The sequence below is a fragment of the Comamonas halotolerans genome (assembly GCF_030162935.1).
Lineage (GTDB): Bacteria > Pseudomonadota > Gammaproteobacteria > Burkholderiales > Burkholderiaceae_C > Comamonas > Comamonas halotolerans.
This window is the reverse complement of the sequence record NZ_JASAUZ010000056.1, coordinates 58,449-71,259: the sequence shown is the minus strand read 5'-3', so window position 1 is coordinate 71,259 and position 12,811 is coordinate 58,449. Positions and strand designations below refer to the sequence as shown.

The following is a 12,811-nucleotide window of genomic DNA, read 5'->3' as shown; positions in this document are numbered from 1 at the left end:
AATCAGCCGTGTCAAACAAAAGGCCCACCCTCTTATGTTGAGGTGTGGGCCTTTTTACATGCTGAGAACAAAGCGCAAATTGGCGCTATGGCTGGCTATAAAGGTGCACGCTTACAGCAAGAAATGTTCATTTCAAATGCATTCAAAATCGATGGGTGCAATGATGGGTACAAAAGAAAAAGCGCCTGAAAGGCGCTTGTTTCCTAGTGATCTGGCGGAAGGGGCGGGATTCGAACCCGCGGTAGGCTATTAACCTACACACGCTTTCCAGGCGTGCGACTTAAACCGCTCATCCACCCTTCCTGGCAACACAGCATAAGCCATGCTCTGAAATGAAAATCCAAGCTAGATAGCTTGGATTTTTCTTGCTTACAAAGCAGCGCTGCTTTGTAGCACGGGGGCAATTGTAGCTCAGTTTTTGCCTTTAAAAGATATAAAGGCAGATGCGAGCACAAGTTGCGAGCTGTTCAGCAGCTATGTGATTGTGCAGCCAATGGGTGTATTTGGAACGCATACCGCGTTTACGGTGTGAGCAGCGAACGGTACAAGCAGCTTTTCTGTGAGGCTTAACTCAGCAGCAGTGCATCGTCTGCCAGTTTTTCACCACGTACCTTCTCAAACATGTGCAGCAGGTCGGTAACGTCCATGTTGGCCCGTTCCTCTCCAGATACATCAAGCACCACCTGTCCTTGGTGCAGCATGACCGTGCGCTCGCCAACATCCAGGGCCTGGCGCATGGAGTGCGTGACCATCATGGTGGTGAGTTTGCTCTCGCGCACAATGCGGTCGGTCAGCTGCAGCACGAAATCTGCGGTGCGGGGATCCAGTGCAGCCGTGTGTTCATCGAGCAGCAGGATGCGGGAAGGCTGCAAGGCTGCCATCAAAAGGCTCACAGCCTGTCGCTGACCGCCAGAGAGCAGTCCAATGCGATCTGTAAGGCGGTTTTCCAGGCCCAGGCCCAGAGTGGCAAGACGTTCACGGTACAGCGCGCGGTGCTCGTTCTTTACTGCGCGAGACAGGCCGCGTGATGAGCCTCGGCAGTGGGCCAGGGCCATGTTTTCTTCAATGCTCAGGTCCTCACAGGTGCCTGCCATGGGGTCCTGGAAGACACGTGCCACGCGGTGCGCACGATCCCAGACGGGGCGGCGCGTCATGTCTTCACCGGCGATGTGGATGCTGCCCTTGTCCACACTTTGGTCGCCCGAGATTGCATTCAAAAATGTGGATTTCCCGGCACCGTTGGAGCCGATCACGGTGACGAATTGACCGTCGGGGATATCTAGCGACAGACCGCGCAGCGCACGGGTTTCGATGGGGGTGCCTGGGTTGAAGGTGAGTTCGAGGTTTTTGGCGCTCAACATAACTATCTACTTTCTCGAAACACGCATCAGGGCTTGCGGCTGAGCTTGCGTTTGAGTTGGGGTATCACCAACGCGATAGTGACCAGCACGGCGGTGACCAGATTCAGGTCTTGTGCCTTCAGACCGATGAAGTCGCTGTTCAAAGCAGCAGCAATAAAGAATCGGTAGATGATGGCTCCAATCACCACGGCCAGGGTTGCCCAGATGATTTTGCGTGAGGGAAGGATGGATTCACCCACAATGACCGCGGCCAGACCAATCACAATGGTGCCTATGCCCATGGAGATGTCTGATCCTCCCTGTGTTTGCACAAACATGGCACCCGCCAGTCCAACCAAGCCATTGGAGACTGCCATGCCCAGCAGGATCATGCCCCCGGTGTTTACGCCTTGTGCGCGAGCCATACGGGCATTGGAGCCTGTGGCGCGAATAGCCAGGCCTCGCTGCGTGGCAAAAAACCAGTCCAGCAGCAACTTGGCGGCAACCACAATGAACAGCAATAGCAAAGGGCGGAAGACATAGTCATCCATGCTTTCAGGCTGAAGCATGTTGAAAATGGTGGGGTCATTGATGAGCGGCACGTTCGGGCCGCCCATGATGCGCAGATTGACGGAGTACAGCGCAATCATCATCAGGATGGACGCCAGCAAATCCATAATCTTGAGCTTCACATTGAGCCAGCCAGTGACCATGCCTGCCACTGCTCCAGCAGCCGTGGCGGCCAGCGTGGCAATCCATGGGTTGGTGCCCGTAGATATCAAAACAGCGCAGACTGCTCCTCCTAGCGGGAAGCTGCCATCCACCGTGAGGTCAGGAAAGCGCAACAATCGGAAAGAGATATACACACCCAGCGCGACGAGGGCAAAGATCAGGCCAATTTCAATGGCACCGAGCAGCGAAAACAAAGACATGGAACAAAAGTAGTCGGTTGCTGGGATTGAATGAAAAAAGGCAGGGCCAACCCATTGGCGCCTGCCTTCATGCCAAAGCGTGAATTACTTCACCACTTCGGCGGCGCTCTTGAGCAATGCGTCAGACAGCTTGACACCTTGCTTTTCTGCAGCATCAGGATTGACGAAGAGTTCCATTTTGGAGCTGACTTCAGGTTTGATATTGCCTGGTGCTTCGCCCTTCAAGATGCGAGCCACAATACGGCCAGTTTGCTCACCCAGATCGCGGTAGTTAATGCCATAGGCAGCTACAGCGCCACGCTTGACGGAATCAGTGTCAGAAGCAACCAGTGGGATCTTGGCATCCTGGCCCACTTTGACCAGGGCTTCATATGAAGACACCACATTGTTGTCGGTAGAGGTATAAATCACGTCCACTTTGCCCACCAGGCTTCGTGCGGCACTGCTCACGTCGACGGAGCGAGGAGCTGCGGCTTCCACCAGAGTCAGACCCATCGTAGGCAAAAGTTTTTGCAGTTCTTTGACCACCACCACCGAGTTGGCTTCCCCGGGGTTGTAGACCATGCCGATGCGTTTGGCTGTGGGCACGACTTGCTTGACCAGTTCCATTTGCTTGTCCAGCGCCAGCAGGTCAGATACGCCGGTGACGTTGGTCTTGGAAGGTTCCCAGCTGGGAACCAGCTTGGCGACGACGGGGTCAGTCACGGCAGAGAAGACCACTGGCACAGTTTTGGTGGCCGCAACAACAGCCTGGGCCGACGGAGTAGCGATAGCTACGATGGCATCCGGTTTGTCACCTACAAACTTGCGTGCAATCTGTGCAGCGGTGCCAGTGTTGCCCTGGGCGCTTTGATACTGCCATTTCAGATTTTTGCCGGATTCAAAGCCTTCAGCTTTCAGCGCAGCTTGTACACCGTCGCGTACGGCGTCCAGCGCAGGGTGTTCCACGATGGCAGTCACTGCAACGGATTTGTCCGCAGCGTGTGCGCTGGTCATGGAAGCGATAGCCAAAGCGACAGCACCCAAAGGTGCCCAAGACTTGAAATTCATTGCGTGTTCTCCATCGTTGTTATGAAGCCGAAATGGCCTGGATGAATGCAAAGAACGGGCCAACTGCGCCCGTTCTTTGCGTGGATCAAGTCTATAGCAGCGGCTGCGTGCTACTTTCTCCTGATACAGCTAGATGTGACGGATTTCCTACATCACGCATGTTTTTTGCGCTGAGCATCAACTTGGTGCTTTCTGCTTGTTTTGTGTGCACGTTGAAATAAAAAAAGGCTCGCGGAGCGAGCCTTTTTTGCATGAAGCATGCTTCCAGGTGTTTACATGCCGGAGTAAGTGGGGCCTCCACCGCCTTCGGGCGTCACCCACACAATGTTCTGAGTGGGGTCCTTGATGTCGCAAGTCTTGCAGTGCACGCAGTTTTGCGCGTTGATCTGCAGGCGCTGGGCACTGCCGCCTTTTTCTTCGTCAGCCACAAACTCGTAAACGCCAGCAGGACAGTAGCGTTGCTCGGGGCCTGCGAACTTTGCGAGGTTGATGTTGACCGGGACGGAGGCGTCCTTGAGCGTCAGGTGCGCAGGTTGGTCTTCACCATGATTGGTGCCGCTGATGAACACGCTGGAGAGTCGATCAAAGGTCAGCTTCCCATCGGGTTTGGGGTATTCAATCGGCTTGCATTCAGCCGCTGGCTTGAGGTAGGCATGATCTGGCTTGTCGCGGTGCAGCGTCCATGGAATGCTGCCTCGCAGCAAGAATTGCTCAACGCCATTCATGATGGTGGCGGTGGACAGGCCTTTTTTGAACCACGCCTTGAAGTTGCGCGCCTTCCACAGTTCATCGTAGAGCCAGCTGCTTTCAAAAGCTGTTTCGTAAGCCTGCAGCACATCTCCCTGGCGACCAGCCACGATGGCATCGTAGGCGGCTTCAGCTGCCAGCATGCCGGTCTTGATGGCTGCATGGCTGCCCTTGATGCGAGAGGCGTTCAGGAAGCCTGCATCGCAACCCACCAGGGCACCACCAGGGAAGACAAACTTGGGCAGGCTCAGAATACCGCCGGCTGTGATCGCACGCGCGCCGTAAGAGATACGCTTGGCGGGCTTGATGCCTTGCGACTCGTCACCTTCAAGGTAATAGCGAATGTTGGGATGGGTTTTCCAGCGCTGCATTTCCTCGAAAGGCGAGAGGTAGGGGTTGGCATAGTCCAATCCAGTGACAAAGCCCAGCGTGACCAAGTTGTCTTCCAGGTGGTACAGGAAGCCGCCGCCATAAGTCTTGCTGTCCATGGGCCAGCCACCGGTGTGCAGTACCATGCCGGGCTTGTGACGTGCAGGATCAATTTCCCACAGCTCCTTGATGCCCAGGCCGTAAGCCTGTGGGTCTTTGCCGTCGTCCAGCTTGTACTTGGCAATGAGTTGCTTGCCCAGATGACCGCGCGCACCTTCTGCGAAGATGGTGTACTTGCCGTGCAGCTCCATGCCCAGCTGGAATTCACCAGTAGGCTCGCCATCTTTGCCCACACCCATATTGCCGGTGGCAATACCTTTGACGGAGCCATCATCGTTGTAGAGCACTTCGGCTGCGGCAAAGCCCGGGAAAATTTCAACGCCGAGCGCTTCTGCCTGATCGGCCAGCCACTTGGTCACAAAGCCCAGACGCACAATGTAGTTGCCTTCATTGTGGAAGCACTTGGGCAGCAGGAAATTGGGTGTGCGCAGCGAGCCCTTTTCACTGAAGAACACCATGGCGTCTTCGGTGACGGGCTGGTTCAGAGGCGCTCCCTTTTCCTTCCAGTCAGGGATCAGTTCATTCAGGGCAATCGGATCCATGATGGCACCGGACAATGTGTGCGCACCAGGTTCCGAGCCTTTTTCAAGTACAACGACTGATACATCCTGGCCTTTTTCGGCAGAAAGCTGCTTCAGACGGATCGCTGTGGCCAGGCCGCCAGGCCCACCGCCGACGATCACTACGTCATATTCCATGGCCTCTCGTGGGCCGTATTGCGCCAAGATCTCTTCGTTGTTCATCGGGATGTCTCTCTTGGAAATATAAAAAACCTGGAGGGCACGCTCGTGGATCAAAGCGGGCACAAATTGCGGCTGATTCTATGCGTGCTCATTGCTTCCTCCTAAAAAGTTGAGGCGTAGATGGCACGATAGGATGTCCAAAAAGCGTTTTTAGACGCATCCGTGACACTTGGTAGACGCCTTTTGCCTGTCATACCACAACGATAAGGTCTGTCTTTGACAAGATGAGCCTATTGGCGAAATGGCAGGAGCAAAGGCTATGAAACTGGAGATTCCAGAACAGAAAAAACTGGTTTATCGCACCAATTTCTCAGTGAAGTGGGGTGATATGGATGCGATGGGACACGTCAACAACGGCATGTATTTCAAATACATGGAACATAGCCGTGTGGACTGGTTCAGAGAGATCGGCTTTCTATTCCTGCCCAATGGTCAGGCACCTGTGATTGCCAATGCGTTTTGTAACTTCAAACGGCAACTCAAATACCCCGACGAGGTATTGCTCAAATTGTATGTAAGCCATCCAGCGCGTGTAACCTTTGACACCTGGACGACGATGGAACGCGTGAGTGAGCCTGGTGTGGTCTGTGCTGCAGGTGGTGCCACGGTTCTGTGGATTGATACGGTGCGAGAAAAGGCGGTCTCTTTGCCGGAAGCTCTGCGCGAGCTGGTGTCCTAAGCGTGGCAGCGCAATTCATTTCCAGCGAGAAATGACTGTGCTTGCCACGTTTGCCAAACGCCTATGGCTTTGATTTTGGGGTGCGCCCCATCAGGAAGAATTCCGGGTTGGGCTGCATGCCACTGAAGCTAGCCATACGGTTGGACAAACCAAAAAATGCAGTAATGGCAGCTATGTCCCAAATGTCTTCATCGTCAAATCCGTGGCGGTGCAGAACTGCAAAGTCTGCTTCTTCAATGCTGTGGCTGTGCAGGCAAACCTTCATGGCAAAGTCCAGCATGGCGCGCTGGCGCTCTGTAATCTCGGCTTTGCGGTAATTCACTGCTACCTGATCGGCCACCAGAGGGTTCTTTTCGTAGATGCGCAAGATGGCGCCGTGTGCGACCACGCAGTACAGGCACTGGTTGGCGGCGCTGGTTGTGGTCACGATCATCTCGCGTTCCCCCTTGGTCAAACCGCTTTCTTCCTTGAGCATCAGGGCATCGTGGTAAGCAAAGAAGGCACGCCATTCGGCAGGGCGACGTGCAAAGGCCAGAAATACGTTGGGGACGAAACCTGCTTTCTCCTGCACTTGCAAAATGCGCGTGCGAATATCTTCGGGCAGGGTGCTGAGGTCTGGAAATGGGTAGCGTGCTGCTGCCATGATGTTGTCTCCGTTAGGTGTGGTGTACACGGCTGCTGTTCAGCATAGCCAGGAGCCTGCGCCAACAACGTCATGTGCCTGACAATGCTGCTCAGTAAAAACAACGGAATTTCGTGATGGGTGATACAAATCAATTGACAGACTGGGCTGCCTGGAGCCGCGAGGCGGTGGAGACCATGATGGCTCAAAATGCCCAATGGCCCAGGCAGTTCGGTCTGCAAGGCAACCCTGCTTTTCAGTGGGATCTGGACAGTGCCACATTGGTGCTGGAGGCTCCTTTGCACAAGGTTGTTGCCACGGTTTGTCTTGTCGGAACCAGTAGTGAAAAAGAGGGCAGTTTTGTGTGGAGCTGGGCCAATGAAGCAATCCCAAAGCTGCACGGGCAAGCCTTGGAGGTCGTGCACGACTTTGGCAGAGAGAACCAACTGGCGCTGCTGACAACCGCCTGCATTCCCGGGGGTCGCCCGGAAGCGCTGGAGTGTTTGTGCATTGCGGCACGTTTGCAGCGTGCAATCGGAACCTTTATCGACCAGCAAGGTGACGTGAGCCTGTACTTCACCATCTTGCACATGCAAATTGCACTGGATGATGCAATCACCAGCAACTGAGTGGTGCTACCAGCTGTTCGCGCCTGGCACTTTGCTTCGGAGATGCTGAGTGGAGGTCCCTGAGATAGGACTGTAAAGAAAAAACCCTCTTTACATGGGGTAAAGAGGGCTCAATCTGCGTGAGCCGCATGTCCGTACGGCTCTTTGCAGCAGTCGCTTTTTACAGCTTGCCGGCCTTCAGGGCTTCCAGCGCGGCCTTCACGCCAGCGCCATAGGCAGGATCAGCCTTGGTGCAGTGCTCAATGTGCTTGTCAATGATGTGTTGCGACACGCCATTGATATTGCGCGCCGTGTTTTCAAACAGCAGTTGCTGCTTTTCAGGAGTCATCAGACGGAACAGATCGCCAGGCTGGGTGAAGTAATCGTTGTCATCGGCGCGGTAGTCCCAGCGCGATGCGTCGCCGTACAGCTTTTCCACGGGTTCGGCGTACTCAGGCTGCTCTTGCCATGCGCCCTTGGTGTTGGGCTCATAGGCAATGGTGCGGCCGAAATTGCCGTCTACACGCATCGCGCCGTCGCGGTGGTAGTAGTTGGTGGGGCAGCGTGGTGCGTTCACGGGAATCTGATGGTGGTTCACACCCAGACGGTAGCGTGCAGCGTCAGCGTACGAGAACAGGCGCGATTGCAGCATACGGTCTGGCGATGGACCAATGCCAGGAACCAGGTTGGAAGGTGCGAACGAGGCTTGCTCGACATCTGCATAGTAGTTGTCGGGGTTGCGGTTCAGCTCCATCACACCCACTTCGATCAGCGGGAAGTCCTTCTTCGACCAGACTTTGGTCAGATCGAAGGGGTGGAAGCGGTAAGTCTGAGCTTGCTCTTCCGTCATGATCTGAACCTTCAGCGTCCACTTGGGGAAGTCGCCACGGTCAATGGCTTCCAGCAGGTCGCGCTGCGAAGATTCGCGGTCATTGGCCACTACAGCAGCCGCCTCCTGATCGCTCAGGTTTTCAATGCCTTGCTGGCACACCCAGTGGAACTTCACATAGTGGCGTACGCCATCTTTGTTGATCAAGGAGTAGGTGTGCGAGCCAAAGCCGTGCATATGGCGATAGCCCTTGGGGATACCACGGTCACTCATCACGATCGTGATCTGGTGCAGCGCTTCAGGCAGACCGGTCCAGAAGTCCCAGTTGTTTTCAGCCGAGCGCATGTTGGTGTAAGGGTCGCGCTTGACAGCCTTGTTCAGGTCGGGGAACTTCAGTGGGTCACGGAAGAAGAACACAGGGGTGTTATTGCCTACCAGATCCCAGTTACCTTCTTCGGTGTACATCTTCACGGCAAAGCCGCGAATGTCACGCTCTGCGTCTGCAGCACCGCGCTCACCAGCCACGGTTGAGAAGCGCGCGAACAGTTCTGTTTGCTTGCCGATTTCGGAGAAAACCTTAGCACGTGTGTATTTGGTGATGTCACCAGTTACGGTGAATGTACCGAAAGCTCCCGAGCCCTTGGCGTGCATGCGACGCTCTGGAATCACCTCGCGGTGGAAGTGCGCCAGCTTTTCCAAGTGCCACAGGTCTTGCAGCAGCATGGGGCCACGGGGGCCAGCGGTCAAAGAGTCCTGATTGTTAGGTACCGGTGCGCCGGCTGCGGTTGTGAGGCGGTTCATCGCAAGCTTCCTTTTGATGGTGGACAGTCTGAAGAGGCTACACAGCAAGGCTGTCCGTTTGACTTGCTGCGTGTTGAATGAGATCGCTTGCTTGTATTCTTAATCAAAAACTATCGAAATTTAATTCCGATTGATTGATTTTGAGAATGGCGCTGATAAAAGCTTTCAGGACGCATATTTGTCTTGAAACAGAGACATTCTCAGTAGTCTCATGCTATTGCGTATGTCAGATGAGGTCGCTGATCCAGGCCAAAGTTCAAGAAAAGGATGCAAAGACCTGAGCAGTATTCTCATGTCAAAGAGATGAGCTTGTGCACCAAGTCGCCCGTTGTGCTTGCATCATATTTGCGCATCAATCTGGCACGGTAAATCTCCACGGTGCGGTGGCTGATTCCAAGGGTGCGACCAATCTCTTTGGAGGTCTGCCCCTCCAGCAGCTTGGCTGCGACTTCTCGTTCGCGCCCTGTCAAACCGGCTTTGACGGGGCGCTGTTCGCTCATGTCTTCAAAGCTCCAGATTCCTGCGGCATGTGGGTTGTCACGGTCCAGCGCACGGCCACTGACGTGGCACCAGAAGGTTTCGCCTGTAGCACGCTTCATGATGCGATTGTCTGAATAGGAACCTTTGGCATTCAAGATGGGGGCCATGCGCGCTCCCTGGCGCTCATATTCATCTGCCGTGGGGTAGAGCAATTGAAATGACTGGCCTACCATCACCTCGCGTGACATGGCAAACATCTCGCAGACCCGCTGGTTGCAGTCCACCATGATGCGGTTGCGGGAAATCACCAGACCGACAGGCGCTAGGTCAAATGCGAGGCGGTGATCAAGTTCCATGGTGCAACTCTTTAGGAAATACTACGTACGTGGTTAAGTAGTATCTTATGAAGCAGCGATAGCAAACAAGGAGACAACGTGAAAAAACTCTATCCTTCGGCCACGGCCGCGTTGGAAGGCGTGGTGGCGGATGGTCAATTGCTGGCCGTTGGCGGCTTTGGCCTGTGTGGCATTCCTGAAGCGTTGATTGATGCTCTGCGCGACAGTGGTGTCAAAGACCTCACTGTGGTGTCAAACAATGCTGGTGTAGATGGCTTTGGCCTGGGCAAGCTGCTGGAGACGAGGCAGATCAAAAAAATGATTTCTTCCTACGTGGGAGAGAACAAAGAGTTTGAGCGCCAGTATCTGGCGGGAGAGCTTGAGCTGGAGTTCACACCCCAAGGTACCCTGGCAGAAAAGCTGCGCGCTGGTGGCGCAGGCATTCCTGCGTTCTTCACCAAGACGGGTGTGGGCACCATGGTTGCTGAAGGCAAGGAACTGCGTGAGTTTGATGGTGAGACTTACGTGATGGAGCGCTCCATCGTCACTGATGTGTCGCTGGTCAAGGCGCATCGTGCAGACAAAAGCGGCAATCTGCAATTTCGTCTGACAGCACGTAACTTCAACCCTGCAGCTGCGACGGCAGGCAAGGTTTGCATTGTGGAGGTGGAAGAAATCGTCGAAGTGGGTGAGATTGCGCCTGATGATGTTCACCTGCCGGGCATTTATGTGCACCGCATCGTCCACAACCCGAATCCCGAAAAACGCATCGAAAAACGTACCATCACCGAGAAAGCAGGAGCCTGATATGCCTTGGACGCAAGACCAAATGGCCGCGCGTGCGGCACAAGAGCTGGAAGATGGTTTCTATGTCAACCTGGGAATTGGTATCCCTACCTTGGTAGCCAATCACACTGGTGACAAGGAAGTGTGGCTGCAATCGGAAAACGGCATGCTGGGCATTGGCCCGTTTCCCACAGAAGATCAGGTCGATGCTGATCTGATCAACGCGGGCAAGCAGACCGTGACCACGATTGCCGGCTCGTCCATCTTTGGCAGTGATCAGTCGTTTGCCATGATTCGCGGTGGCAAGATCAATTTGTCAATTCTGGGTGCCATGCAGGTCAGTGAAAAGGGAGATCTGGCCAACTGGATGATTCCAGGCAAGATGGTCAAGGGCATGGGGGGAGCCATGGACTTGGTAGCCGGTGTGAAGCGCGTGATTGTGCTGATGGAACACGTGGCCAAGAAAAAAGACGGCTCTACCGATCTCAAAATCCTGCCTGCCTGCACCTTGCCTTTGACAGGTGTAGGTGTGGTGGATCGCATCATTACTGACTTGGGTGTGATGGATGTGACGCCAGAAGGGCTGAAGCTGGTGGAGCTGGCAGATGGCGTGAGCTTTGAAGAGATACAAAGCAAAACGGGGGTTACGCTGCTGCGCTGAGTAGCGTCGTACTTGTCTTACGCAAGCCCACCTGCATAGGTGGGCTTTTTGTTGCACTGAATCCACTAGTATCAAGCCAGTTATAACTCCAGCGCAGAACATGCAGTCAGTGCCAGCAGACATAGAAGAAGTGCAAGGACTCAGCAGTCCATCGTTGATCAACGACCCGAATTTCTTGCAGGCCGTCTCTCAAATGGCTACCAGGCAAGAAGTCGTGGCTGGCTCAGCTATCTATGCCTCCAGTGGTTTGAAATTGCTGGATGCCGGGATACGGATTGATCATCGCTTGTATGAGCGGCTGCGCCTGCATCGCTTGATGGCGCCGATTGATCAGTGTCTGAAAGCCCAGCACCCGGTGGATATTGCCAGCCTGAAAGCGATGGTCATGCTTTTGTCTGAATCCTCGTTGCTGGGGCGTCAGCTGTCATCGCATCTGGGGACGCAGCAACACATGGTGCTGAAGGTGCTGGAGCACATGCCCTGGCCTCAACAGGCCAGCTTCAAAATCACGGTGATGCGCGCGCAGCTGCCGCAGTTGTTTGAACACAGTGTGCTGATGATGATGACCGCCGTCTTCCTGGCGGTGAAGCAGCGCCTTTCTTTGAATGATTGCGCTGAGCTGGCTGCAGCGGCAATGCTGCATGACGTCGGCATGCTCTACATGCCGCCGAGCTGGACCAATGCTTCGCACAAGCTCACTGCGCAAGAGCGCAAGCAATTGGCAGCGCATTCCATAACTGCCATGCTGGTGGTGCGCGAAACAGGGGTGTATTCGCGCCGTGCAGAGGATGCGGTGCTGGAACACCACGAGCGCTTGGACGGTAGCGGTTATCCCCGGCATGTCAAAGCTGCTGCCATTTCTCCATGGGGGCGGATTCTGATGCTGGCGGAAGTCGTGTCCGCTTTCTACAGCAAGTTCACAGACATGCCCGCGCAGCGTCTGTCGCTGATGCTGCGCATGAACCACCGCCGTTTTGATGACGAGCTGCTGAAGCATGTACATGCATTGCTGACGGAAACTGAGGTCTCCACAACAGGGGGTGTTGCGCATACCAGTTCCGAAGTACGTCAGGTGGTGGCCACCTTGGCTGCGGTGATGAAGACTTGGGAGGTAAGCAAGCGACAGTTGCCTGAAGCATGGCAAAGCATGCACGGGGCTGCTGCGGTGTCTTATGTGGATATGCGTATGCAGAGTCTCGAAAAGGCGTTGGCCGAGTCCGGCTCTCACCCCCTCCAGCAAGCTGACTGGCTGAAGATGTTTGAAGAGGAGCCCAGCAGCATGGCAGAGATGGTGTTGATCAACAAAGAAGCTCTGTGGCAAGTGGAGAGCTGCGTTGAGGCCTGTATCCGACAGTGGCCGCAATTGCTCAAACCCCAGAACCCGCTTGAAGTGATTGTGGAAGACTGGCTGGTGAATTGCCGGATTGTTCTGGGCCTCCAGAGTCCTCTTTCTGACGCCGCCCAGACGTGACAGCGTAGTTGATGCTCGCTCCCTTTCTGTGTCACGGTTGAATGCGTGGGGCAATTACTTCTTTTTATGAGCACTAGATGTTGCGAGTCAAGCATTCAAGGATGTTTCATGCTGGATGTGCAAGAAACACCTACACCAGTTGCTCCTTTTTTATGTCACAGCACTGACACAGCCCCCATTTATGCTTGCGTCATCACTTGAAAGACTAATGTACGGCATGGCCGGGACGGCTATGTAT

12 protein-coding genes and 1 tRNA gene are annotated in these 12,811 nt (G+C 54.6%); 5 read left to right on the top strand and 8 right to left on the bottom strand.

Annotation, left to right across the window (positions count from 1 at the left end; translation table 11 throughout):
- Positions 1-212 precede the first annotated feature (212 nt).
- The 5 genes from QEP11_RS15995 to QEP11_RS15975 all read right to left on the bottom strand — a co-directional run bounded on the left by QEP11_RS15995 (position 213) and on the right by QEP11_RS15975 (position 5,301).
- Positions 213-303 (bottom strand) — tRNA-Ser (locus tag QEP11_RS15995).
- A 263-nt stretch (positions 304-566) separates the two neighbouring features.
- Positions 567-1,361 carry an ABC transporter ATP-binding protein gene (locus QEP11_RS15990; protein ID WP_284337641.1) on the bottom strand — a complete coding sequence of 265 codons (795 nt, stop codon included), beginning with the start codon at positions 1,359-1,361 and terminating at the stop codon, positions 567-569.
- A gap of 26 nt (positions 1,362-1,387) precedes the next feature.
- Positions 1,388-2,272 carry an ABC transporter permease gene (locus tag QEP11_RS15985; RefSeq protein WP_284337640.1) on the bottom strand — a complete coding sequence of 295 codons (885 nt, stop codon included), beginning with the start codon at positions 2,270-2,272 and terminating at the stop codon, positions 1,388-1,390.
- 84 nt (positions 2,273-2,356) lie between these two features.
- A complete protein-coding gene (locus QEP11_RS15980; protein ID WP_284337639.1) occupies positions 2,357-3,322 on the bottom strand; it encodes an ABC transporter substrate-binding protein in 966 nt (321 codons plus the stop codon).
- A 272-nt stretch (positions 3,323-3,594) separates the two neighbouring features.
- Positions 3,595-5,301: an electron transfer flavoprotein-ubiquinone oxidoreductase gene (locus tag QEP11_RS15975; protein WP_284337638.1), complete on the bottom strand. Its 1,707-nt coding sequence runs from the start codon at positions 5,299-5,301 to the stop codon at positions 3,595-3,597.
- A 259-nt stretch (positions 5,302-5,560) separates the two neighbouring features.
- Here QEP11_RS15975 and QEP11_RS15970 point away from each other — a divergent pair, with 259 nt between their 5' ends.
- The gene (locus QEP11_RS15970; RefSeq protein ID WP_284337637.1) at positions 5,561-5,980 is read left to right on the top strand and encodes an acyl-CoA thioesterase; all 420 of its coding nucleotides are present in this window, start codon (positions 5,561-5,563) and stop codon (positions 5,978-5,980) included.
- 61 nt (positions 5,981-6,041) lie between these two features.
- On the opposite strand, the gene QEP11_RS15965 is transcribed toward QEP11_RS15970, so the two are convergent.
- Positions 6,042-6,623, bottom strand: coding sequence for a peroxidase-related enzyme (locus tag QEP11_RS15965; RefSeq protein ID WP_284337636.1), 582 nt, complete (start codon positions 6,621-6,623; stop codon positions 6,042-6,044).
- Positions 6,624-6,739: 116 nt separating this feature from the next.
- Between QEP11_RS15965 and QEP11_RS15960 the strand changes: the two genes are divergently transcribed.
- Positions 6,740-7,231 carry a DUF6882 domain-containing protein gene (locus QEP11_RS15960; RefSeq protein ID WP_284337635.1) on the top strand — a complete coding sequence of 164 codons (492 nt, stop codon included), beginning with the start codon at positions 6,740-6,742 and terminating at the stop codon, positions 7,229-7,231.
- A gap of 160 nt (positions 7,232-7,391) precedes the next feature.
- Here the strand turns inward: QEP11_RS15960 and QEP11_RS15955 are convergent, their stop codons facing one another.
- A complete protein-coding gene (locus QEP11_RS15955; protein WP_284337634.1) occupies positions 7,392-8,840 on the bottom strand; it encodes a catalase in 1,449 nt (482 codons plus the stop codon).
- A gap of 290 nt (positions 8,841-9,130) precedes the next feature.
- Positions 9,131-9,676 carry a PAS and helix-turn-helix domain-containing protein gene (locus QEP11_RS15950; protein WP_284337633.1) on the bottom strand — a complete coding sequence of 182 codons (546 nt, stop codon included), beginning with the start codon at positions 9,674-9,676 and terminating at the stop codon, positions 9,131-9,133.
- 78 nt (positions 9,677-9,754) lie between these two features.
- On the opposite strand from QEP11_RS15950, the gene QEP11_RS15945 reads away from it, so the two are divergent.
- The 3 genes from QEP11_RS15945 to QEP11_RS15935 all read left to right on the top strand — a co-directional run bounded on the left by QEP11_RS15945 (position 9,755) and on the right by QEP11_RS15935 (position 12,573).
- Positions 9,755-10,462, top strand: coding sequence for a CoA transferase subunit A (locus QEP11_RS15945; RefSeq protein WP_284337632.1), 708 nt, complete (start codon positions 9,755-9,757; stop codon positions 10,460-10,462).
- 1 nt (position 10,463) lies between these two features.
- The gene (locus QEP11_RS15940; RefSeq protein WP_284337631.1) at positions 10,464-11,102 is read left to right on the top strand and encodes a 3-oxoacid CoA-transferase subunit B; all 639 of its coding nucleotides are present in this window, start codon (positions 10,464-10,466) and stop codon (positions 11,100-11,102) included.
- 100 nt (positions 11,103-11,202) lie between these two features.
- Entirely contained in the window at positions 11,203-12,573 is a 1,371-nt protein-coding gene (locus QEP11_RS15935; RefSeq protein ID WP_284337630.1) for an HD-GYP domain-containing protein, read from the top strand.
- Positions 12,574-12,811 lie beyond the last annotated feature (238 nt).